This is a genomic window from Microbacterium wangyouchuni (assembly GCF_054072595.1).
The window spans coordinates 41,419-63,866 of the sequence record NZ_JBSVRM010000001.1; the positions used below are offsets into that span (position 1 = coordinate 41,419).

At 61.7% G+C, this 22,448-nt stretch carries 22 protein-coding genes; 10 read left to right on the forward strand and 12 right to left on the reverse strand.

Annotated features, from left to right (window positions below):
- Positions 1 to 12 precede the first annotated feature (12 nt).
- The 10 genes from ACW5CM_RS00235 to dnaA form a co-directional block, all read right to left on the reverse strand.
- Complete coding sequence (locus tag ACW5CM_RS00235; protein WP_457123753.1) at positions 13 to 1,047, reverse strand: DUF4097 family beta strand repeat-containing protein; 1,035 nt, start codon at positions 1,045 to 1,047, stop codon at positions 13 to 15.
- Complete coding sequence (locus ACW5CM_RS00240) at positions 1,044 to 1,733, reverse strand: response regulator (protein ID WP_438252410.1); 690 nt, start codon at positions 1,731 to 1,733, stop codon at positions 1,044 to 1,046. The genes ACW5CM_RS00235 and ACW5CM_RS00240 overlap by 4 nt, the downstream gene beginning before the upstream one ends.
- On the reverse strand, positions 1,721 to 3,010 hold the full coding sequence (locus tag ACW5CM_RS00245; RefSeq protein ID WP_457123754.1) for a sensor histidine kinase: 1,290 nt from the start codon (positions 3,008 to 3,010) through the stop codon (positions 1,721 to 1,723). The genes ACW5CM_RS00240 and ACW5CM_RS00245 overlap by 13 nt, the downstream gene beginning before the upstream one ends.
- A 183-nt stretch (positions 3,011 to 3,193) precedes the next feature.
- The gene (locus tag ACW5CM_RS00250) at positions 3,194 to 3,598 is read right to left on the reverse strand and encodes a DUF3566 domain-containing protein (protein ID WP_438252407.1); all 405 of its coding nucleotides are present in this window, start codon (positions 3,596 to 3,598) and stop codon (positions 3,194 to 3,196) included.
- Positions 3,595 to 6,180, reverse strand: coding sequence for a DNA gyrase subunit A (gene gyrA / locus ACW5CM_RS00255; RefSeq protein ID WP_438252406.1), 2,586 nt, complete (start codon positions 6,178 to 6,180; stop codon positions 3,595 to 3,597). Before gyrA ends, ACW5CM_RS00250 begins: the two co-directional genes overlap by 4 nt.
- Positions 6,181 to 6,218: 38 nt before the next feature.
- Positions 6,219 to 8,264 carry a DNA topoisomerase (ATP-hydrolyzing) subunit B gene (gene gyrB / locus ACW5CM_RS00260; RefSeq protein ID WP_438252405.1) on the reverse strand — a complete coding sequence of 682 codons (2,046 nt, stop codon included), beginning with the start codon at positions 8,262 to 8,264 and terminating at the stop codon, positions 6,219 to 6,221.
- Between the two features lie 119 nt (positions 8,265 to 8,383).
- A complete protein-coding gene (locus ACW5CM_RS00265; protein ID WP_457123755.1) occupies positions 8,384 to 8,875 on the reverse strand; it encodes a DciA family protein in 492 nt (163 codons plus the stop codon).
- Positions 8,868 to 10,052 carry a DNA replication/repair protein RecF gene (gene recF, locus ACW5CM_RS00270; protein WP_457123756.1) on the reverse strand — a complete coding sequence of 395 codons (1,185 nt, stop codon included), beginning with the start codon at positions 10,050 to 10,052 and terminating at the stop codon, positions 8,868 to 8,870. Before recF ends, ACW5CM_RS00265 begins: the two co-directional genes overlap by 8 nt.
- A gap of 86 nt (positions 10,053 to 10,138) precedes the next feature.
- A complete protein-coding gene (gene dnaN / locus ACW5CM_RS00275) occupies positions 10,139 to 11,281 on the reverse strand; it encodes a DNA polymerase III subunit beta (protein WP_438252401.1) in 1,143 nt (380 codons plus the stop codon).
- Positions 11,282 to 11,709: 428 nt separating this feature from the next.
- Positions 11,710 to 13,101, reverse strand: coding sequence for a chromosomal replication initiator protein DnaA (gene dnaA / locus ACW5CM_RS00280; protein ID WP_457123757.1), 1,392 nt, complete (start codon positions 13,099 to 13,101; stop codon positions 11,710 to 11,712).
- A 322-nt stretch (positions 13,102 to 13,423) separates the two neighbouring features.
- Between dnaA and rpmH the strand changes: the two genes are divergently transcribed.
- From rpmH to ACW5CM_RS00330, 10 genes are all read left to right on the forward strand, one after another.
- Positions 13,424 to 13,561 (forward strand): 50S ribosomal protein L34, encoded by a 138-nt coding sequence (rpmH, locus tag ACW5CM_RS00285; RefSeq protein WP_438252400.1) that lies wholly within the window; start codon positions 13,424 to 13,426, stop codon positions 13,559 to 13,561.
- A gap of 5 nt (positions 13,562 to 13,566) precedes the next feature.
- A complete protein-coding gene (gene rnpA, locus ACW5CM_RS00290; protein ID WP_438252399.1) occupies positions 13,567 to 13,917 on the forward strand; it encodes a ribonuclease P protein component in 351 nt (116 codons plus the stop codon).
- A complete protein-coding gene (gene yidD, locus ACW5CM_RS00295) occupies positions 13,914 to 14,264 on the forward strand; it encodes a membrane protein insertion efficiency factor YidD (protein WP_439255409.1) in 351 nt (116 codons plus the stop codon). The genes rnpA and yidD overlap by 4 nt, the downstream gene beginning before the upstream one ends.
- Before the next feature lie 3 nt (positions 14,265 to 14,267).
- The gene (yidC, locus tag ACW5CM_RS00300) at positions 14,268 to 15,332 is read left to right on the forward strand and encodes a membrane protein insertase YidC (protein ID WP_439255408.1); all 1,065 of its coding nucleotides are present in this window, start codon (positions 14,268 to 14,270) and stop codon (positions 15,330 to 15,332) included.
- Positions 15,329 to 15,823 carry a Jag family protein gene (locus tag ACW5CM_RS00305; RefSeq protein ID WP_457123758.1) on the forward strand — a complete coding sequence of 165 codons (495 nt, stop codon included), beginning with the start codon at positions 15,329 to 15,331 and terminating at the stop codon, positions 15,821 to 15,823. The genes yidC and ACW5CM_RS00305 overlap by 4 nt, the downstream gene beginning before the upstream one ends.
- A 31-nt stretch (positions 15,824 to 15,854) precedes the next feature.
- On the forward strand, positions 15,855 to 16,481 hold the full coding sequence (gene rsmG / locus ACW5CM_RS00310) for a 16S rRNA (guanine(527)-N(7))-methyltransferase RsmG (RefSeq protein ID WP_457123759.1): 627 nt from the start codon (positions 15,855 to 15,857) through the stop codon (positions 16,479 to 16,481).
- 731 nt (positions 16,482 to 17,212) lie between these two features.
- Positions 17,213 to 18,136, forward strand: a complete 924-nt coding sequence (locus tag ACW5CM_RS00315) for a ParA family protein (RefSeq protein ID WP_439255405.1) — start codon at positions 17,213 to 17,215, stop codon at positions 18,134 to 18,136.
- On the forward strand, positions 18,136 to 19,113 hold the full coding sequence (locus tag ACW5CM_RS00320) for a ParB/RepB/Spo0J family partition protein (protein WP_439255404.1): 978 nt from the start codon (positions 18,136 to 18,138) through the stop codon (positions 19,111 to 19,113). The genes ACW5CM_RS00315 and ACW5CM_RS00320 overlap by 1 nt, the downstream gene beginning before the upstream one ends.
- A gap of 68 nt (positions 19,114 to 19,181) precedes the next feature.
- On the forward strand, positions 19,182 to 20,624 hold the full coding sequence (locus tag ACW5CM_RS00325) for a sugar porter family MFS transporter (protein WP_457123760.1): 1,443 nt from the start codon (positions 19,182 to 19,184) through the stop codon (positions 20,622 to 20,624).
- A gap of 9 nt (positions 20,625 to 20,633) precedes the next feature.
- On the forward strand, positions 20,634 to 20,969 hold the full coding sequence (locus ACW5CM_RS00330) for a tryptophan synthase subunit alpha (protein ID WP_438252391.1): 336 nt from the start codon (positions 20,634 to 20,636) through the stop codon (positions 20,967 to 20,969).
- An 83-nt stretch (positions 20,970 to 21,052) separates the two neighbouring features.
- Here the strand turns inward: ACW5CM_RS00330 and trxA are convergent, their stop codons facing one another.
- Both trxA and trxB read right to left on the reverse strand, forming a co-directional pair.
- The gene (gene trxA, locus ACW5CM_RS00335) at positions 21,053 to 21,376 is read right to left on the reverse strand and encodes a thioredoxin (RefSeq protein WP_438252390.1); all 324 of its coding nucleotides are present in this window, start codon (positions 21,374 to 21,376) and stop codon (positions 21,053 to 21,055) included.
- Positions 21,377 to 21,436: 60 nt separating this feature from the next.
- A complete protein-coding gene (gene trxB / locus ACW5CM_RS00340) occupies positions 21,437 to 22,408 on the reverse strand; it encodes a thioredoxin-disulfide reductase (RefSeq protein ID WP_457123761.1) in 972 nt (323 codons plus the stop codon).
- Positions 22,409 to 22,448: the final 40 nt, after the last annotated feature.

The following is a 22,448-nucleotide window of genomic DNA, read 5'->3' on the forward strand; positions in this document are numbered from 1 at the left end:
GAATCGAGCCCGTCAGTTGCCCGAGCGAAGAATCGCGCTGCCCGCAGACACGGTTGCATCGATCGTGTGCTGCGATGAACTCGAGGTATCCAGCCGGTTATCCAGGCTTCCCGCGCTGACATCCTGCGTGACATCGTACGACTCATCGGGCACGGTCAGCTCCAGTGCTCCTGCGCTGACATCGATGCTCACCGTGCGCGGGGCGTCCCCGGTCAGATCGGCGATCAGCTTGCCCGCCGAGAGCGAGAACTCCGCCTCGGTGACGTCGGCCAACTCCAGATCGGCGCGTCCCGCGCTGAGCTCGACATCGACGGATGTCGCGGAGCCCTCCATGCGCAGGATTCCGGCACCGACCGCGATGCCCACCTCACCAAAGGACCCGTCGATCGTGAGGCTGCCGGCGCTGAGGTCGAAATCGGCCTCCAGCCCGGAATTGTTCAGGCTCTCCGGCAGTGTGAGGATCACACTCTCTTCGTCGAACCAGTTGTCACCGAACCAGTTGCCGCCTAACCAGCCGTTCCCGAACCAGCCGAAGCCGTGATCAGGTCCGCGCACGATGAGTTCATCACCATCGCGATCCAGACGCCAATTGCCACCGCGGGTTCCTGTCACCTCCAGCGTCGCCTCGTCAACGTCGCCGAACCGGGTGCTCACAGCACTCGCTCCGACCTCGAGATCGATACTCTCGATGCCCTTGACGTCGACTGTCAGGACGTCGCCGCTGACCGTACTGCTACTACGCGATACATCGTGCACTGCTGCGACGGCGGCCGTGGCGCCGGTGCCCAGCAGCACCACGCCACCGAATACCGCAACGGCGATGGCGGCGGCGCGTGCACCAGCCCCGCTGCGCGGGCCCTGCGAAGACGGGGACTGTGAAGACGGGGACTGTGAAGACGGGCCCTGTGAAGACGGCGCCGGCGGAACGGATGCCGCGGGCGGAACGGGCGGGCTCTGAACACCGGATGCCGGCGCACCAGATGCTGCCGGCGGAGGCGTCAGCGGAACGTCATGTCCGCCCTGCGGGTTCTGCGGTTCGGTGTTCATCGTGTCGCTCCTGGCTGGTTTGCGGATGGCGCTGCGCTACCCGAGTTCTCAATGTGAGCGAGTGCTGCGAGCACGCGCCGGTTGCCCGATTCATCCTGTTCGAATCCGAGCTTCTGGAAGATGGCCGTGATGTTCTTCTCGACGCTGGCGGCCGAGAGGAACAGCATCCCGGCGATCGCCTGGTTGGACTTTCCCTCGGCAATCAGTGCCAGCACGGTTCGTTCGCGTTCGGTGAGCCGCAGCATCCGATCGTCACGGTTGCGCCGGGTCAGAAGCTGCGCAACTACCTCGGGGTCGAGTACCGTCGCCCCCTCGGCGATCCGCGCCACCGACGCGAGGAACTCGGCGACATCGGCGACCCGATCCTTCAGCAGGTATCCGAGCGGTCCGCCCTGCGCTGCGATCAGATCGCTGGCGTAGCGTTCCTCGACATACTGCGAAAGCACGAGCAGCGGCAGCGACGGGTGGGTCTTGCGCAGTCCGAGCGCTGCCCTGATGCCCTCATCCGTGAATGTCGGCGGCAGCCGAACATCCAGAATGCACAGCTCCGGATTCGCGTCCTCGACCGCGTCTGTCAGACCGACGGTGTCGTTCAGGGCTGCGACCACCTCGTGGCCGGCATCCTCAAGCAGGCGAACGAGTCCTTCCCGAAGCAGGACCGAGTCCTCACAGATCAAGATGCGCATGGCACACTCACCTCCACGGAAGTCGGACCGCCCTGCGGGCTTTCGATGCGGATCGTCCCGCCGGCTGCAAGAACGCGGTTCGAGATGCCGTCGAGACCGCCACCGGGCTGCACCTGCGCGCCGCCGATGCCGTTGTCTTCGACGCGCGCCCAAAGCACACCACCCTCACGCTGCCGCACCACGACCCGTGTTTCACTGGCCCGGGAGTGCTTGGCCGCGTTCGTCAGCGACTCGGCGATGACGAAGTACACCGCCGCCTCAGCATCCCGGCATCCGGCGTGAGCACCCGTCGACGCGCCATCCATGCGGACGTCGAGGTTGACGGGAATATGCGACCTGCTGGCCAGCGCTGACAGCGCGGCATCCAGCCCTCGATCATCGAGAACAGACGCATGGATGCCGCGGGCAAGCTGTCGCAGCTCGGTGATCGCAGCCTTCGTGGATGTGTGCGCCTCATTGATCAGCGCCTTCGCGGTCGCCGGATCGTTGTCGATCTTCTGCTGCGCGAGACCGAGAGTCATACCCACCGAGACCAGCCGCGGCTGGACGCCATCGTGGAGGTCCCGCTCGATGCGGCTGCGCTCGACATCCGCCGCGCGGACCGCGCCTTCGCGCTGCGCCGAAGTGGTGCGCACGCGCTCGGTGAGCTCGGCCTCTCTGCTGGGAACCACCAGACTGCGTGTGATCACGCGGTGCACAAGCGCGAATCCGATGATGCCGGCGGCAGCCGCCAGAACACCGAGGATACCGACCACCGGCGCCCAGGCGGCTGACATTGTCGTGCCGAACGGCCCCGCGGTGTCTTTGGTGCTGAACAGGGGAGTGAAGGCGAAGATCGCCGACCACACCAGGCCCCAGAACAGGCGAATCACCAGCGAGCCGAAGATGCACGCGATCGCGAAGTTCGCTACTGCGCGCCACATCGAGCCGTCGATGCTCTGGCGTCCGAGCGAGCGGATCCAACCGCCAAATCCAGGGGTTCTGCGCTGGCGTGCCTGCAGATCAGGGATGTCCAGGTCGTACAGGCTTCTGACCCGCACAACCTCGAACCACCCGATGCCGTACACCGCGTAGACGAAGCCGACCAAGAACAGGGCGCCGATTCCGAGGGCGAACAGCAGTCCGACTCCAGCGCCGAAGAAGCCCGCAAGGATGCCGAGGATGATGCCGCCGAGACTGCCGAGCGCGGCAAGATGCAGAACGGTCAAGAAGATGCGCAGCGGCGGAGTCACCCGAGGCGGTGTTTCCGCGGCTGGGGAAGCTGTCTGAGTGGTCATGTTTCAAAGGTAGGCCGCGCTTCACCCCGTCAACACCGTGCCACCCAGCATCCCATCTTCGGGTTTTCCCTACTCCTTAACCTCCTCCAACCTGCGAGTGGCCATTTGTGGCGCTTCGCCGGGGCGAAAGCGAGCCACAAATGGCCACTCGGAAGGAGGTAAAGAAGGAGGTAAAAGGGGGTACTAATTTGACATGAAGCCGACCAGGAGGCCGCCGGTGACCTTCACGGCGAGGTTGTAGATACCGGCTACGACGGCACCGAGCACGGTGACCACGATCAGGTTCAGAATCGACACGACCGCAGCGAACGCCATGACCTGCGGCAATCCGAGCAGCGACGAGATCGACACGGCACCCTCAGTGATGTTGCCGATCAGCTCATCCGCCTCGCCCAGAAGGCCAGTAGCCTGCACGACCATGTAGATCAGGAAGAACGCGACCATGGTCACGATCGCCAGCGCAACCGCCGCCAGGAACGACAGCTTCACGGCCGACCAGAAGTCAATGTAGACCAGGCGCAGGCGGACCTGCTTGCCACCGGTTTTGCGCGTCGACTTCTTCGCCAGCTTGTCGGCTACTGTGCTCATGCGTCGGTACTTTCCTCGGGGGTCTGGGTGGATTCGGGAGCCGCATCTTCGGGTGCTGACTCCTCCTCTGCCTCTTCATCGGCGAGGCCCCGCTCACTGTTGCGGGCAATGGCGAGGATGCGGTCCTTCTCGGACGTCCGGGCGAACACCACTCCCATGGTGTCTCGACCCTTCGCAGGCACCTCGGCCACGGCAGAGCGTACCACCTTGCCGCTGGACAGAACCACCAAAACCTCGTCGTCCTCATCCACGATCAGACCGCCGGCGAGCACCCCACGATCGTCGTTGAGCTTGGCGACCTTGATGCCAATACCGCCGCGACCCTGAACGCGATATTCGCTGATCGAGGTGCGCTTGGCGTATCCCCCATCGGTGACGACGAACACATAACCGTCCTCGCCAGCGACGGATGCTGACAGCAGATCGTCCTCGCCCCGGAAGCTCATGCCCTTCACACCCTCGGTCGCACGCCCCATCGGACGAAGGGCCTGATCGGTCGCGTTGAAGCGCAGCGACATGCCATGGCGGGAGATCAGCAGGATGTCATCGGTGTTGTCGACCAGCATCGCGCTGACCAGTTCATCACCCTCGCGCAGACGGATGGCAATGACGCCGCCCTGACGGTTCGTGTCGTAGTCACTCAGGCGCGTCTTCTTCACAACGCCAGTACGAGTGGCGAGCACCAGATAGTCCGCCACCTCGTAGTCGCGCATCGCGAGAATCTGTGCGATGTTCTCGTCCGGCTGCAGCGCCAGCAGGTTCGCGACGTGCGTTCCCTTCGCGTCACGACCGGCCTCGGGTGCCTCATAGGTCTTCGCCCGGTAGACGCGGCCCTTATCGGTGAAGAACAGCAGCCAGTGGTGCGTCGTCGTCACGAAGAAGTGCTCGACGACATCATCCGCGCGCAGCTGGGCGCCCTTGACACCCTTGCCACCGCGGTGCTGCGAACGGTAGTTGTCGCTGCGCGTGCGCTTGATGTATCCGTCGCGGGTGACGGTGACGACCATCTCTTCTTCAGCGATAAGGTCTTCCATCGACACATCGCCGTCGAAGCCCTGCAGGATGTGCGTGCGGCGCTCGTCGCCGAAACGCTCGACGATTCCCTCGAGTTCTTCGCGGATGATCGCGCGCTGACGCATCTCATCGGCAAGGATCGCCTTGAAGTCCTCGATCTGCAGTTCAAGCTCAGTGGCCTCATCGACGATCTTCTGGTGCTCGAGAGCTGCGAGGCGACGCAGCTGCATCGTCAGGATCGCATCCGCCTGGATGTCATCGATGTCCAACAGCGTCTTCAGTCCATCGCGCGCCTCATCGACCGTGGGCGAGCGCCGGATCAGAGCGATGACCTCGTCCAACGCATCGAGCGCCTTCAGATAGGCGCGGAGGATATGCATCCGCTCTTCGGCCTTGCGCAGACGGAAACGAGTCCGCCGGACAATCACATCAATCTGGTGAGCGATCCAGTTCGAGATGAAGCCGTCCAGCGCCAGTGTGCGCGGCACACCGTCGACGATCGCGAGCATGTTCGCGCCGAAGTTGTCCTGCAGCTGGGTGTGCTTGTACAGGTTGTTCAGCACGACCTTGGCGACAGCATCCCGCTTGAGAACTACGACGAGACGCTGACCGGTGCGGTCACTGGTCTCATCGCGGATGTCGGCGATGCCGGTGATCTTGCCGTCACGGGCGAGGTCACCGATCTTCACCGCGAGGTTGTCCGGGTTGACCTGGTAGGGCAGCTCGGTGATCACGAGGCAATTGCGGCCCTGGATCTCCTCCATATTGACGACCGCGCGCATCGTGATCGAGCCGCGCCCGGTGCGATAAGCCTCCTGGATGCCCTTGGACCCGAGAATCTGCGCGCCGGTCGGGAAATCGGGTCCGGGAACGCGCTGGATCAATCCCTCGAGAAGCTCGTCACGGGACAGGTCGGGGTTGTCGAGCGCCCACAGTGCGGCGGCTGAGATCTCACGCAGGTTGTGTGGCGGGATGTTGGTGGCCATACCCACCGCGATACCGACCGAGCCGTTGACCAGCAGGTTCGGAAAGCGCGCAGGAAGAACCGTCGGCTCCTGCGTCTGACCGTCGTAGTTGTCCTGGAAGTCGACGGTCTCCTCTTCGATGTCACGCACCATCTCGAGGGCCAGCTGCGCCATCTTCGTCTCGGTGTAACGAGGAGCTGCAGCGCCCATGTTTCCGGGAGAGCCGAAGTTTCCCTGGCCCTGAGCGAGCGGGTAGCGCAGCGACCAGGGCTGAACGAGACGGACCAGGGCGTCGTAGATCGCCGTGTCACCGTGCGGGTGGTACTGACCCATCACCTCACCGACGACACGAGCGCACTTGGAGAACGACTTGTCGGGGCGGAATCCGCCGTCGTACATGCCGAAGATGACCCGGCGGTGCACAGGCTTGAGACCATCACGCACGTCGGGGAGCGCACGGCCGACGATGACCGCCATCGCGTAGTCGAGGTAGCTGCGCTGCATCTCCGACTGCAGATCGACCTGGTCGATCTTGCCGTGTTCGTGGAAGGGCTCTTCGCGACCGGATCCGGTCGCTTCGCCGGTCGAATTGTCGTCAGTCATGTGTTTCTTTCAATCGTTCGCTGAGCGTTGCCGACGGGTCAGATGTCCAGGAAGCGGACATCCTTCGCGTTTCGCTGAATGAAGCTTCGTCGGGACTCGACGTCCTCGCCCATCAAGACACTGAAGATCTCGTCAGCGGATGCCGCGTCTTCGATGGTGACCTGGCGAAGGGTTCGGGTGGTGTGATCCATCGTGGTTTCCCACAGTTCCTTGGCGTTCATCTCGCCGAGACCCTTGTAGCGCTGCACGCCGGAGTCCTTCGGGATGCGCTTGCCGTTGTCCAGCCCGTGCTTGAGCAGCGCGTCGCGCTCAGCATCCGAGTAGACATACTGGTGCGGCTGATTCGACCACTTCAGGCGATAAAGCGGCGGCATCGCGAGATACACGAATCCGGCCTCGATGAGACCGCGCATGTAGCGGAATAGCAGCGTCAGCAACAGGGTGGTGATGTGCTGGCCGTCGACATCGGCATCCGCCATCAGAACGATCTTGTGATAGCGAGCCTTGGAGATATCGAAGTCCTCCCCGATGCCCGTGCCGAAGGCCTGGATCATCGCCTGAACTTCACGGTTTCCGAGTGCTTTGTCGAGCCGCGCGCGCTCGACGTTCAGGATCTTGCCGCGAAGGGCGAGAATCGCCTGCGTGTGCGGATCGCGACCCTGCACGGCAGAACCACCGGCCGAGTCACCCTCGACGAGGAAGATCTCACTGATCGACGGGTCCTTGCTCGTGCAGTCCTTGAGCTTGTCCGGCATGGCGGCCGACTCGAAGACGCTCTTGCGGCGAGCAGTCTCGCGCGCCTTGCGGGCAGCCATCCGAGCAGTTGCCGCATCGATCGCCTTGCGAATGACGTTCTTGGCCTGCGCGGGGTTGCGATCGAACCAGTCACCGAGCTGATCGCCGACGACCTTCTGCACGAAGGCCTTCGCTTCAGTGTTGCCGAGCTTGGTCTTGGTCTGACCCTCGAACTGCGGCTCACCGAGTTTGATCGAGATCACTGCGGTGAGACCCTCGCGCACGTCGTCACCGGAGAGGTTCTCTTCCTTCTCCTTGATCAGATTGTTCGCCCGGGCGTATTTGTTGACGAGTGTCGTCAAGGCCGCGCGGAAACCCTCTTCGTGCGTGCCACCCTCGTGAGTGTTGATCGTGTTCGCGTAGGTGAAGACGTTCTCGGTGTAACCGGTCGTCCACTGCATCGCGACTTCGAGCGAGATCTTTCGATCGGTGTCTTCGGATTCGAAGTCGATGATCTCCTCGGTGACGACCTCGGCGTGACGCACCTTGTTCAGATACTCGACGTAATCGACAAGTCCGCGCTCATAGAGGAACACATCGCTGCGCTGCTTGCTGACCAGAGCGCCCTCTTCTTCGACCTCGTACGTTGCACCTTCGCGCTCGTCAGAGAGTTCGATGCGCAGGCCCTTGTTCAGGAACGCCATCTGCTGGAAGCGCGTGCGCAGCACGTCGTACTCGAATTCGACCGACTCAGTGAAGATCTCGGGATCCGGCCAGAACGTGATGATGGTTCCGGTCTCGTCAGTCTCGGGACCCTTGACCAGGGCCTGCTGCGGGTGACCACCGTTGGCGAAACGGTGATTCCAGACGTGTCCCTGACGCCGGATCTCGACGTCGAAACGCGTGGAGAGAGCGTTGACGACGGAGGATCCGACACCGTGCAGTCCACCGGAGACGGCATAACCGCCACCGCCGAACTTTCCACCGGCGTGCAGAATGGTCAGCACGACCTCGACGGTCGACTTGTTCGGGTCGGAAGAGTGCGGGTCGACCGGGATTCCTCGACCGTTGTCAAAGACGCGAACACCGCCGTCGGGGAGTATCGTCACCCGGATCGTGTCGCAGTACCCGGCCAGGGCCTCATCGACGGAGTTGTCGACGATCTCATAAACCAGGTGGTGGAGTCCGCGCGGGCCCGTGGACCCGATGTACATGCCGGGCCGCTTACGAACGGCCTCAAGACCCTCAAGAATCTGAATGTCGTCGGCACCGTAATCAACAGCAGCATTCTCGTCGGGGGTGACCCCGGTTGTCGATTCAGGCTCGTCAGCAGGTGATTCAGGCGTCATCAGAGGGCATTCTCCACATCGATATCTCGAATGTCCAGTCTAGCGGGTCTGCCCGTCGAAAGCCTCGCTAGACGCCCGTGTATGGCCCTGAAATCGATCGAGGGGCGTCCGTTGATGCCCTACCCGTAGGTATCGCGCGGACCGCGCCCTGGAACGGCTCTCGGCCCCCATTTCCAGGAGGGAACGTCCGGGCCGATGAAACGAAGGTTGTTCACACCCGCTTGCGGATAGCGTCGGCCGATCTCCGTGAGGATAGTTGCGCGCATGAACTGCAGGTTTTTCGCCCACGCCGTCGAGTCGCATTTGACCGTCAGCATCCCGTTCTCGAGACCGACCGGTTCGGAGTGCTTGGCGGTATCGGCACCGGCAAGATCTGCCCACTGGCGAACGAGGTCTTCGCGGGCGAGTGTGATCTCCCAGCCGGAATCTCGACTGAGCTTGTCGAGCACCGCGCCGAGGGCGCCCGGATCACGCCCGGGAGTGAACGGAGCGTTCTCGTCGTCATCACGGATGCGACGCTTGCGCTTCCACGATTTCGAGCTGGGCTTGAGTCCGCGAAGACGCAGATATGTCGCCACCGTCTCGGGGGTATCGGACTCTGCGTCACTCATCACCGTCATCCCCCTTTCGCTCATCGGAGATCGTGCCGGCATGGATGCGCACCACATGACGGTGCAGCTCATCAGGAATATCTTCCTCGACTGCGGCCGTGACGACCACCTGTTCATAGCCGACCGTGAGACCCGCGAGACGCTTTCGCCGATCGGCGTCGAGTTCGGCGAACACGTCGTCCAGAATCAGCACCGGGTCGCCGGCCGGCGATTCTTCGCGAAGCAGTTCAGCGGATGCTAGCCGCAGAGCGAGTGCGACCGACCATGATTCTCCGTGCGAGGCATAACCCTTCACCGGGAGCTCGCGCACTCGCAGCACCAGATCGTCACGATGGGGTCCGACCAGGGTCAGTCCGCGCTCAAATTCTTTGGAGCGTTTGGCCTGCAGCGCGGCGCGGAACATCTCGGCGCCCTTCGCCAGACTCAGCGAACGATTATTCGGGTCAAAGGCGGCATCTTCGCCCTCTTCCGGGTCGCCACCGCGAACGGAGAGTGCCCAATCCATCTCGGGATGGTGATCTTCGCCGGCGATCGCGGCATATGCCGAAACCAGCGGTGTACGCAGATCTGCTGCCAGACGCAGTCGCGCGTCGATGATCTCGGTGCCTAGAAGAACAAGTTTGTCGTCCCACACCTCGAGGGTGTTGAGTCCTTCACCCCGGATGCCCCGGGCGCGAGCAGATTTCAACAGCGCGGTGCGCTGCTTCAGAACCCGGTCGTAATCGGCCAGCACCGCCGACATTCGCGGGGTGCGCTGAATCAGCAGCTGGTCGGCGAAACGCCGACGTGCTGACGGGTCGCCGCGCACGATCTGCAGATCTTCCGGAGCGAAGAGAACAACATGCGCGTACCGGGGGAGTTCACTGGTCTTCGAAGCGGAGCCGTTGATACGCGCCTTGTTCGAACCCTGCCGGTTGATCTGGACTTCAGCGAGAACTTTGCGCTCTCCGACCGAGAGCCGAGCACGGATGACAGCGAAATCTTTGCCATCGCGGACCATCGGGGCATCTGATGACACCCGATGGGATCCGAGCGTTGCAAGAAAAACGATTGCTTCGGCGAGGTTGGTCTTGCCCTGGCCGTTTCGGCCGACCAGAACATTGGGACCCGGATGCAGCGCGAGTTCAGCGGTCGCGTAATTGCGAAAATCCGCCAGGCTCAGGTGCTCCACAATCACGTGATCAGCCTACCTTTCGCCTCTGACACCGGCTCCTGAGCTGTCGCGGTCCGTGAGTTATCGCGGTCGCCGAGCCTGTCGAAGGGTCAGCGCAGCAGGAGGTTCGGCTGAAGCAGGTACTTGTACGAGTCGAGCCCCGCCTGATCGACCGACGTCTGGCTGGTGATGAGCACAGGGCTGAGCTTGTTGGCGTTGTCGCTCGAGGTGAACGTGACGCGGACGAACTCGCTCTTGACCGCCCCGAGAGCTTCGGTCAAATACTGCGGGTTGAGGCCGAGAGTGACATCGTCGCCACCGGAGAGGTGAGCATCCACCGACTCTGAAGCTCGCGCCTGCTCACTGCCGGAGGCATCCATGGTCACGCTGTCGGAAGTGAACGTGAACCGGAGCGGAGCAGCACGATCAAGGACGAGCGCCACGCGGCGAACAGCCTCGATGAGATCTGCGGTGTTAACGACCGCGTAGTGGTCGGTCTGCTCGGGGAACAGGCGACGAACCGGAGGGAAATTGCCCTTGATCAGCAAAGAAGTAACGGTCTTGTTGCCGGAGGTGAACGCGATGATCTCGCGATCGCCCGCTCCGGAGAAAGCGATCTGGATGTTTCCTGCGTGGCCGAACGTCTTTCCGACCTCGGTCAGAGTGCGCGCTGGAACGAGGGCCGTCTGCTCGGGTGTCTCGCCATCCCACGGAACGTTGCGAAGCGAAACGCGATAGCGGTCGGTTGCGACCAGACTCAAATTCTGCTCCGAGACTTCGAGCTGCACACCCGTCAGAACCGGAGTCACATCATCGCGGGATGCGGCGAAGGCGACCTGCGCGATCGCGGTGCCAAAATCGTCAGCGGGGACGACGCCCGAAGAACCGGAAACCTCAGGAATCGACGGATATTCCTCAACCGGCATGGCTGCCAGCGTAAATCGCGCCGAACCGCACGTGACAGTGATCCCACCATCGTCTTCGACAGCGATCTCGATCGGGGCATTCGGAAGCCTGCTAGCGATGTCAGAGAGCAACCGGCCGTGAACGAGGATCGTGCCGGGTGTTTCGACTGTCGCTTCGATCGTCGTACGAGCGGATGCTTCGTAGTCGAATGCCGAAAGTGTCAACCCATCGGCGCCGGCTTCAATGAGCACTCCGGCCAGAATCGGCTGCGGATTGCGCTGCGGCAACAGCTTGACGACGAAGGACACTGCTTCGCTGAAGACATCGCGATTGACCTGGAACCTCACGGGCGCTCCCTCGTCGTAATTACAAAACCTGACGATCATGGGCCCATGCGTCAGGGGGTTCCCATCGTATCCCCACAGCCGCGCTGCGCCATACGCGCAGTTCTGCACACCCTTGAGGTGATCGGATCGCGCTCTTTCAGGATTAACTTCTTAACAGTGTTAACAGCTGTGGATACTGTGGATAACTCGGTGGATATCAATCGCGAGTAGGGAACTACATGCGTGTGAGATGTGGAAATGCTGAGGAATCCGCATCAATACGCGATGGCCCGCGACCGGTGAGGTGTGGGAGTTATCCACAGGTTGAGGAAAATCTCACACGATCGTCCAGATGTTAAGCGGATTCATCCACAGGTTATCCACATGTGCAAACCGGCATTTTTCTGCGACTCGCGGGTGAATTGACACTCCTCGGCGCGGAAAATGAGTCAGCGCCGGCCGAGCTGAGTCGTAATTTCCGTCACCTGGTTGTAGATCGAGCGTCGTTCTTTCATCAGATCGCTGATCTTCTTATAGGCGTACATGACCGTGGTGTGATCGCGGTTTCCGAACAGCTGACCGATCTTCGGCAGCGAGAGGTTCGTACGCTCCCGGCACAGGTACATGGCGATCTGACGCGAGGTCGCGATCTGCTGCGATCTGCTCGAGCCGTAGAGATCGTCGACAGTGAGCTTGAAGTAGCGAGCGGTGGCCGTGATGATGTCGGTCGGCGAGATGATGTTGTCCTCGGCCGTATCGATGATGTCGCGCAACACCGTCTGGGCGAGTGAGATGTCCAGCGAAGACCGGTTCAAGCTCGCGAACGCCGAGACTCGGATGAGAGCGCCCTCGAGTTCACGGATGTTGGATGAGACGACAGTGGCGATGTACTCCAGTACCTCATCCGGAATATGCAGGGCTTCGCTCTGCGCCTTCTTACGGAGGATCGCGATGCGGGTTTCCAGGTCGGGCGCCTGCACATCGGTGATCAGGCCCCACTCGAAACGACTGCGCATCCGATCTTCGAACCCGGTGAGGTGTTTGGGCGCGACATCACTGGTGATGACGATCTGCTTGTTGTGATCGTGCAGCGTGTTGAAGGTGTGGAAGAAGGTCTCCTGTGTCTCTGCTCGTCCCTGCAGGAACTGGATGTCATCGATGAGGAGGATGTCGACGTCGCGGTAGCGCGCTTGAAATGCGGATCCGCGGTTGTTCGCGATGGAGTTGATGAAGTCGTTGGTGAACTCTTCACTCGAGACGTAGCGAACCTTCACGCCCGTATAGAGAGACTGTGCATAATCCCCGATGGCGTGCAGAAGGTGCGTCTTACCGAGACCCGAATCGCCATAGATGAACAGCGGGTTGTAGGCCTTCGCCGGAGCCTCGGCTACAGCGACGGCTGCAGCATGAGCGAAACGGTTGGACTGCCCGATGACGAAGTTATCAAAGGTGTATTTCGGGTTCAGTCGTGACTCATGACGCATCGGGGTCGGCTGATCGATGGTGTAGTCCGTGCGCGGAGCGTCGGGGCGACCGAAATCAGCAACGGCGATCGGAGCGGTCTGCTGGTCTGCGAGCTCGTGGTTCACCACGACCCGGAACGAGGTGACCTCCTCGCCGAGGTGAGCGAGAGCTTCCATCACGGGAACACGCAGTCGCTTGTTGATCTGGGCTGCGGTGAGGTCGTTTGGAACATCGAGATAAAGCGTTGCGCTCATGACGCCGGCCGGGACAGCGAGGCTCAGGAATCCCTGCAACTGGGGGGTGACACGATCATCCTGATCGAGCAGGTCCATCACCTGGCTCCAGATTGGAACGTCAGGCTGGGCAGGAGAGGACATGGTGCTCCGGGAAAAGGCTCGCGGAGGGTAGTCGAATTCGGACAGATCCCCCCTGTGGATAACTTCGGATGCAACGGTAGTCACCCAAGCTGTGAACGGCAACCTGCCACGGAAAATCAATGGTGTGTCGAGTCGACCGGGTGAGCGAGGGTTGTGGATAATTAACGTGCGGAGCGTTGCAGCTCAGACCGGTCGTGGCGCGGAGATTTGCTCTCTGCGCCGGTAAGACGTACCCTGAATCGGTTGACTTATGCCCGAAAAAGGGCAGTTCCCTATGTCTCCGGTCGTACACATCCGGTGACAGCGTTCCCGGAGTGATTCCATGAGCAAGCGTACGTTCCAGCCCAACAACCGCCGTCGCGCCAAGAAGCACGGCTTCCGCGCCCGCATGCGCACCCGCGCCGGCCGCGGCATCCTTGCGGCCCGCCGCGCGAAGGGCCGCGTCGAGCTCTCGGCGTAAGCCTCGTGCTCGCCCGTCCGTTCAGACTGACGCGAGGAACCGACTACCGGTTGGTCGTCCGTCGCGGGGTCCGATGCGGGGGCGCTCGCGTCGTCACCTCTGTTTTGGCGACGGGTGAGACACGTGAACCCAGATTCGGGTTCATCATCAGCAAACAGGTAGGCACTGCCGTGATCCGCAATACCGTGCGCCGAAGGCTCAAAGCCGTGTGCGCGGAAGCGCTCTCAACAGTGCCCGAGGGCACGGATGTCGTCATCCGTGCCCTTCCTGCGTCTGCCACCGCGACATTTGCCGAGCTCAACGCGGATGTGACGCGCTGTCTGTCACGGCTGAGCCGCACCAGGACATCGTCATGAGCGCGCTGCCGTCTTACGCTTTCGGGTCGGCTCATCTGCATGCCGGCGATCTGGCTCGCAGCATCCCGCTGATTCCCCGTAATCTCGTGCTCGGGTTCCTCAGCGCCTACCGTGCCGTCATTTCGCCGATCTATGGTGATGTATGTGCGTATTACCCGTCCTGCTCGGCTTACGCTGTAGGTGCGGTGCAGCAGCACGGCGCAGCAAAGGGCGCAGTGCTCTCGGCATGGCGCATTCTGCGGTGCAACCCCTGGACAAAAGGCGGCGTCGATGACGTTCGCCCCCATGACCATTTCCGACACGACCTGACCGCCCGAGGTTTCGTCGTACCTTCTCGAAAGGACTGAACAGTGGGTCTTGACCTTCTGCTCGCCGCTGCGGAGAAAGCACCCGAATCCGGTGGCTTCGATCTTCTCGGCACGATTCTGTGGCCGTTGAAGTGGGCCGTTGAGCTCATCCTCGTCGCCTGGCACTGGCTGTTCACCGCTGTCGGTCTTCCCGATGCAGCGGGTATCACCTGGATCCTTTCTATCGTCGGTCTCGTCATCGTCGTGCGCGCTTCGGTCTTCCCGCTCTTCGTGCGGCAGATCAAAAGCCAGCGCAAGATGATGGAAATCGCGCCGGAGATGAAGAAGGTTCAGGCGAAGTACAAGGGCAAGAAGGACCAGCTCTCTCGTGAGGCCATGAGTCGCGAGACCATGGCGCTCTACAAGCGACATGGCACGTCTCCGATGTCGAGCTGTCTGCCGCTGCTGGTGCAGATGCCGGTCTTCTTCGCCCTGTTCAGCGTGCTGAACGACGTCACCAAGCACGCGGATGCGGGCGTCGGTGGCGTCGGTCTTCTGAGTTCGGCGCTCACCAAGCAGTTCTACGACGCGACGATCTTCGGCGATGTGTCGCTGCACGGTACCCTCGGCCACGCGGTCGAGACTCAGAACACGATTGCCATCGTGATCCTCGTGATCCTCGTCGTGCTGATGATCGGTTCGCAGTTCTTCACGCAGCTGCAGATCATCTCGAAGAACCTCTCTCCCGAGGCCAAGACCGGCCAGGCGTACCAGATGCAGAAGATCATGCTCTACGTGCTGCCACTGGGCTTCATCTTCTCGGGTGTCTTCTTCCCCCTCGGTGTGGTCGTGTACTGGTTCGTATCGAACCTGTGGACGATGGCGCAGCAGTTCCTTGTCATTCGTGAGATGCCCACCCCTGGTTCTGAGGCGGCGAAGGCTCGCGAAGAGCGTCTGGCCCGCAAGGGCAAAGCGATCGATTCCTCTGGAAAGGTCGTCCCGATGGCGGCTTATGAGGCCGAGCAGCAGCGCATGCTCGACGAAGTTGAGAAGGCGAAGCAGAACGCACCGAAGCGACAGCAGCCCGTCGGTAAGAAGCGTGCGAAGAAGAAGGGCCCGAACGCATGACCAGCGACAACACAATGGAGCGGGCAGAGCCCACTACCGAACAGCTCGAGCATGAGGGTGATGTCGCAGCCGACTTCCTCGAAGAGCTGCTGGACATCGCTGACATCGATGGCGACTTGAACCTCGACGTCCGACAGGGCCGCGCCTACGTGTCGGTCGAGTCCGAGGACGAGAGCATTTCCGTGCTGTCGAATCCGGATACTGTTCAGGCGCTGCAGGAGATCGCACGCCTGGCCGTGCAGAACAAGACCGGTTCGTTCTCGCGATTGATTCTCGACGTGGGCGGGTCACGGGATGCCCGCCGCCAGCAGCTGGAGAAGCTGGTGGATGCTGCCATGATCAAGCTCGATGAGGGTGCGTCGAAGGCGTCACTCCCGTCAATGTCCAGTTACGAACGCAAGCTCGTGCACGACATTGTTGCGGATCGCGACCTCATCTCAGAGTCGTATGGCGAAGGGCCCGACCGGCACACCGTCATCCGTCGTCGCTGATGTTTCACGTGAAACATCGGGAAGGATGAGCATGTCTGCCCTTGAGGATGAGCCGGAAGTTGCGGCATCCCTTTTCGGTGATCGCATCGATATCGCACGTGCTTTTACGACTTCGCTTGCTGCACAGGGCGAAGAGCGCGGTCTCATCGGGCCGCTGGAGCTTCCTCGGCTGTGGACCCGTCATGTTCTGAACAGTGCGATTGCTGCACCGCTCGTGCACGGCTCTACCGCGGATATCGGTTCTGGAGCTGGGCTGCCCGGACTGGTGATCGCTATTGCCCGACCCGATGTGAAGCTCACGCTCATTGAACCAATGGAACGGCGAGTCACCTGGCTCAATGAACAGGTGACGGAGCTGGGACTGGACAACGTGACTGTTCTGCGTGCTCGAGCAGAAGACGTGCGAACCTCGGAGAAATTCGACGTTGTGACCGCGCGCGCGGTGAGCGCGCTGCGTACACTCATCCCATTCACTGCACCGCTGCTGCGGGATGGGGGAGAGCTCGCCCTTCTCAAGGGAAAGAACGCTGAGGCCGAGATAGACGCCGCCGCAAAGCAGATCAAGAAGTTCAAGCTCAGCGATGTACGGGTCGAGGTTCTCGGCGAAGGCATACTGGCGGAGACTACTCGCGTTGTTCGTGCGGTCGTTCGAGGCTGATCCCACCGAGGCGAACTCTGCGGTTTGGGTGACTCGGGGCGGGCTCCGGGATGCCGGTTCACTCGCAGAACGGGTACCCTCCCCGCAAGCGGGGACCCCTCCCGATGCTCGCTCATCCGGCATCCCTGCGCCCTTTACGGACGGACGGGCGTAGCTGCTTCATCTGTCATCCTTTCGGGTCGTATAGGTGAGATGTTTCACGTGAAACACGGACCGCCTGTCCTGAGTAGGGATCGCGCAGGTCGCATGGTCGGGTACGTTCCGTTTCACGTGAAACATCCATCAATGTGACCGGTCGACGGCTGGGAGTAGCGGCCAATCCATTCCTCGCCGCGGAGACAACGTCACGTTTCTCAAAGATCCTCGTTTCACGTGAAACATTCCAAATATTCACCCGGGGGGACCGTGCGTCCCTACTGTGCCCGGTATCTAACGCAGTCGTAGAGCGAAGCGAGACGCGGCCACCCCCGATCCAATAGTTGCCGCGTCGAGTGTTCATGCGAATAATGCGAGGGCGCAGGGGTGCCGTGCGAACGAGCATCGGGAGGGGTCCTCGCTTGCGGGGAGGGTGCCCGTTCTGCGAGAGAGTCGGCACCCCGGAGCCCGGAAGTACGCGCGAATAGCCCGGAAGCACGCCCCATCACCCCACCCCACCAGCCCCGAACTCGCCCCCGATTCAACCAACGTCCCACGTAGCGATTAGAGTAGAACGCGGTCCTCGAAAGGAGTGGATGTTTCACGTGAAACAGTCTGAAAAGGCAACGCCAAGCAGTACTTTTGGGGTCGATACACCACTGGCACGAGAACTTGCCGATCTGAGCGCCCGACGTCAGGCGTTGGAGACGACAGCGGTGGAGTTCTCTGGTGGCACCCGTGTTCTTACGGTGTCGAACCAGAAGGGTGGCGTCGGTAAGACTACGACTGCCGTGAACATCGGTTCTGCGCTGGCGAACCTCGGTGCGAAGGTCCTTGTCATTGACCTCGACCCGCAGGGCAATGCATCCACTGCACTGGGCGTACCGCACAATGCCGAGACCGCGAGTATCTACGACGTTCTGATCAACGACGTGCCGCTGGCTGATGTCGTGCAGCAGAGTCCCGAGTCCGAGAACCTGTTCTGTGCTCCGAGTACCATTCACCTCGCCGGTGCTGAGATCGAGCTCGTCTCGCAGGTTGCTCGAGAACACCGACTTCGCCGCTCGTTGGACCAGTACTTCACGTCGAACACCGTGGATTTTGTCATTATCGACTGCCCGCCATCGCTCGGACTGCTCACAATCAACGCTTTTACTGCGGCATCCGAGGTGTTCATCCCTATTCAGTGCGAGTATTACGCGCTCGAAGGCCTGAGTCAGCTGCTCGGCAGTATTCAGATGATCCAGAAGCACCTCAATCCTGAGCTGCATCTTTCGACGATCCTGCTGACGATGTACGACGGACGTACTCGCCTTGCCCAGCAGGTCGCGGACGAGGTGCGCACCCATTTCCCGACCCAGGTGCTGCGCACCGTGATTCCGCGCTCCGTGCGCGTGTCGGAGGCCCCAAGTTTCGGCCAGACGGTGATCGCATACGACGGTAGCTCCGCCGGCGCGATCGCATACCGCGAGGCTGCTGTCGAAATCGCGTCCCAGAAGACGCAGAGCAAGGAGAACTGATGGCCAAGCGCACTGGATTGGGCCGTGGAATCGGCGCACTCATCCCCACCGCAGATCAGACCGCACGCCCGGTCGATGTGTTCTTCCCGGGTGGTTCACTTCCGCCGGCAGCTGCAGGGGCAGTCGCCACGGTCAACACAACAGTCGTGGAAAACGCTGATCTCGCCGAAGTTCCTGGCATCCATCTGATCCAGGTCGACCCGAACAAGATTGTTCCGAACCCGCGCCAGCCGCGTACCCATTTCGACTCGAGTGATCTGGCCGAGCTGGTGCACAGCGTTCGTGAGTTCGGCGTGTTGCAGCCGGTGGTTGTGCGCAAGAACAGCGATGGCGATTTCGAGCTCATCATGGGGGAGCGGCGTACGCGCGCAGCGCGCGAGGCCGGCCTCGATGTCATTCCCGCGATCGTCCGTGAGACCGCCGATGAGGATCTCTTGCGCGATGCGCTTTTGGAGAACCTGCACCGTTCTGAACTGAATCCTCTGGAAGAGGCATCCGCGTATCAGCAGTTGCTCGAAGACTTCGGTATCACGCAGGAGCAGCTCGCTACCCGCATCGGGCGCTCCCGTCCACAGATCAGCAACACGATTCGTCTGCTGAAGCTCCCCGTTCCGGTGCAGCAGCGAGTGGCCGCAGGTGTCCTCACTGCGGGCCACGCGCGCGCTCTGCTCTCCCTCGATGACGCCGCTGCAATGCAGAAGCTTGCAGACAAGGTCGTGAACGAGGATCTCTCCGTACGCGCCACTGAAGAAGCCGCCAAGTCGGTCCCGTCTGCCGGCACAAAGACCCCGAAGCCCCAGCCCGGCGCGCGGCGCGCATATCTCGACGAGGTTTCCGGAAAGCTCGGTGATCGCCTGAACACGCGGGTGAAGATCACACTTGGTGCACGAAAAGGCCAGGTCGCGATCGAATTCGCATCGATCCAGGATTTGAATCGCATCCTTTCCGAGCTGGGCGAGGACGGCTACGGATCCTGATCGACTGAATTCTTCCTCGCGTTCAAGCGTGCCTGACTCCTAGAGTGAGCACAGACGGGGGAGAGCACATGTCAGAGAAGAAGAGCACGGCCGGACGCCTCAGCGGACGGGTTGTCGGCATCAGCATCGCCGCAGCACTCGGTGGATTCCTGTTCGGGTTCGACACCGCGGTCATCAATGGAGCGGTGGATGCTCTCGCCGGAGCATTCAAGCTGGGCCCGGGTCTGCAGGGCTTTGCCGTTTCGTCGGCTCTGATCGGTTGCGCGATCGGTGCCTGGTTCGCCGGTAGCCTCGCTAACCGGCTGGGCCGGATTCCAGTCATGGTGATCGCCGCCATTTTGTTCCTGGCATCCGCTCTTGGTTCGGGCTTCGCCTTCGGTGTCATTGACCTGATCATCTGGCGGGTCATCGGCGGTCTCGGCGTCGGCGCGGCCTCTGTCATCGCACCGGCCTACATTGCCGAGGTATCGCCGGCGAAGGTCCGGGGGCGCCTGGGGTCGCTTCAACAGCTCGCCATCGTCACCGGTATCTTCACGGCGCTCCTCTCCAACGCGCTGCTGGCAAACATCGCAGGCTCCGCCGCTAACGTGCTGTGGCTGGGCATCGATGCGTGGCGATGGATGTTCATGATTGAGGCCATCCCGGCCATTGTTTACGGTGTGATGGCTCTGCGGCTGCCGGAATCTCCGCGTTTCCTGGTGGCACGCGGCGATATCGACAAGGCCTCGCAGGTGCTTTACGACTTCTCCGGCGAAACCGATGTGAATCTCAAGATCGAGGAGATTCGCAAGACGCTCAATGTCGAGCAGCGCGAGTCGCTCAAGGATCTGCGCGGTGACAAATTCGGGCTGAAACCCATCGTCTGGGTGGGCATTCTGCTGAGTGTGTTCCAGCAGTTCGTGGGCATCAACGTCATCTTCTACTATTCGACGACGCTCTGGCTGTCGGTCGGGTTCGATGAATCCAGTGCTCTGATGACATCGGTGATCACGTCGATCACCAATATCGTCGTCACAATCATCGCGATCCTGCTGGTCGATAAGGTGGGCAGGCGCCCGATGCTTCTGACCGGGTCGATCGGCATGGCGGTCACCCTCGGGATGATGGCGGTGGCGTTCTCGTTTGGCACCCTGCAAGACGGAAATGTCGTGCTTCCAGACCCGTGGTCGGTGATCGCCCTGATCTGCGCGAACGGTTTCGTGGTCTTCTTCGGTGCAACATGGGGTCCACTGGTCTGGGTTCTGTTGGGGGAGATGTTCCCGAACAACATCCGTGCCGGTGCACTTGCCGTTGCCGCCGCTGCGCAGTGGGTGGCGAACTTCTTCATCTCGACGACGTTCCCGGCGTTCGCCGAGATCGGACTCACCTTCGCGTACGGGTTCTACGCATTCTTCGCAATCGTGTCGTTCTTCTTCGTCTACTTCCAGGTGCCAGAAACCAAGGGACGCGAGTTGGAGACGATGACGGATGTCGTGAACCTGCCGCGCCGCGGAGGTCGTAAGCGCGCGTAGGCTGGATGCATGTCAGAAGCTGTTCCGCGCCGTGCCAGTCTCGAAGTTCTTCGAGCGGAGGCCGCTGACGAGCTCGCCGTGCTGATTCAGGAGCGCCTCCTCAACGGTGAAGACCCCTGGGATTTCATGGAGGAGCTGCCGAGCGTGGACGAGCTGGTGGTCTACCTGCTGCGCGCCGACAACATCATGGCCAACGACGGTGTGCGCCCGAATGCGGCCCGCAATTACCGAGTGATGCGCCAGATCGCTTTGGAGTATCCCGAGCTCACAGAGGCCGTCTGGGGACTGCTTGACGAAGGCTCACGACACCGCAAGTGGGATACGACCGTCGCTGACGCTTCCTGAGCCGCACCCCTCACCGAACCCAAAAAGCATCGGGCCCACGTCGACAAGACGCGGGCCCGATGCCGTTATAAAAGGGGAGAAACTCAGCCGATGAACGCGGCGAGATCCTTCTCGAGCGCGGGCTTCGGCTTCGCGCCGATGATGGTCGTCTTGACCTCGCCGCCCTGGAAGACCTTCATCGCCGGAATCGACGTGATCTGGTACTTCATAGCCAGCTCGGGGTTTTCGTCGACGTTGAGCTTGACGATCGTGATCTTGTCAGCGTTCTCGGCCTGGATCTGGTCGAGAACGGGCGCGACCATGCGACACGGTCCACACCATTCGGCCCAGAAGTCTACGAGCACAGGCCCCTCAGCCTGCATGACGTCCTGGTCCCAGGTGGCCTGGCTTGTTGCCTTGGCAGTCATCAGATTCTCCTTGTTCGAGGTTCACCGACTGCAACAGCAGCGGTGTCGGTTGTGTTCCCGTCAGGCGATGATCGCCGCGGCCTGAGCCGCGGGAACCTCGACCGAAGCATCCTCGAGATCTGCGAGGAAGTGCTCCGCGTCGAGTGCTGCCACGGTTCCGGACCCGGCAGCAGTGATCGCCTGACGGTATGTCGGGTCGATCACGTCACCGGCGGCGAAGACGCCGGTGACAGACGTCTTCGAGGAGCGGCCGTCGACCCAGATCGTGCCCTCGGGGGTGAGGTCGAGCTTGTCGTGGACGAGGTGCGTGCGCGGGTCGTTGCCGATCGCGACGAACAGGCCGTCGAGCGCGAGGTCCGAAACTGAGCCATCGACCGTCGAGCGCAGCTTCACACCGGAGACGGCAGTCTCGCCGACGACATCGGTGACCTCGCTGTTCCAGATGAACTCGATCTTGTCATTCGCGAACGCGCGCTCCTGCATGATCTTGGAGGCGCGCAGCGTGTCCTTGCGGTGGATGACGTACACCTTCGAGGCAAAGCGGGTGAGGAACGTGGCCTCTTCCATCGCCGAGTCGCCGCCACCGACGACGGCGATGGTCTTCTCACGGAAGAAGAAGCCGTCGCAGGTCGCGCACCAGGAGACCCCGTAGCCGGACAGGCGCTCTTCGCCCTCAACCCCGAGTTTGCGATAGGCCGAACCCGTCGCGTAGATCAGCGACTGCGTCTCATGTACCGTCCCGCTGCCGAGCGTGACGGTCTTCACCGGGCCGTCGAGATCGAGCGAGGTGACATCGTCGTAGACGACCTCGGTGCCGAACTTCTCGGCCTGCTCCTGGAACTTCGTCATGAGCTCCGGGCCCAGAATGCCCTCGGGGAAGCCGGGATAGTTCTCCACGTCGGTGGTGTTCATCAGTTCGCCACCGACCTCGACAGAACTGGCGATGAGCAGTGGCTCGAGGTTCGCGCGGGCCGCATAGATGGCGGCGGTGAATCCGGCTGGGCCTGACCCGATGATGATGACCTTGCGCATGTGCTCTCTCTCTTCGCCTGGCAGGAGGTTCGACTGCTTC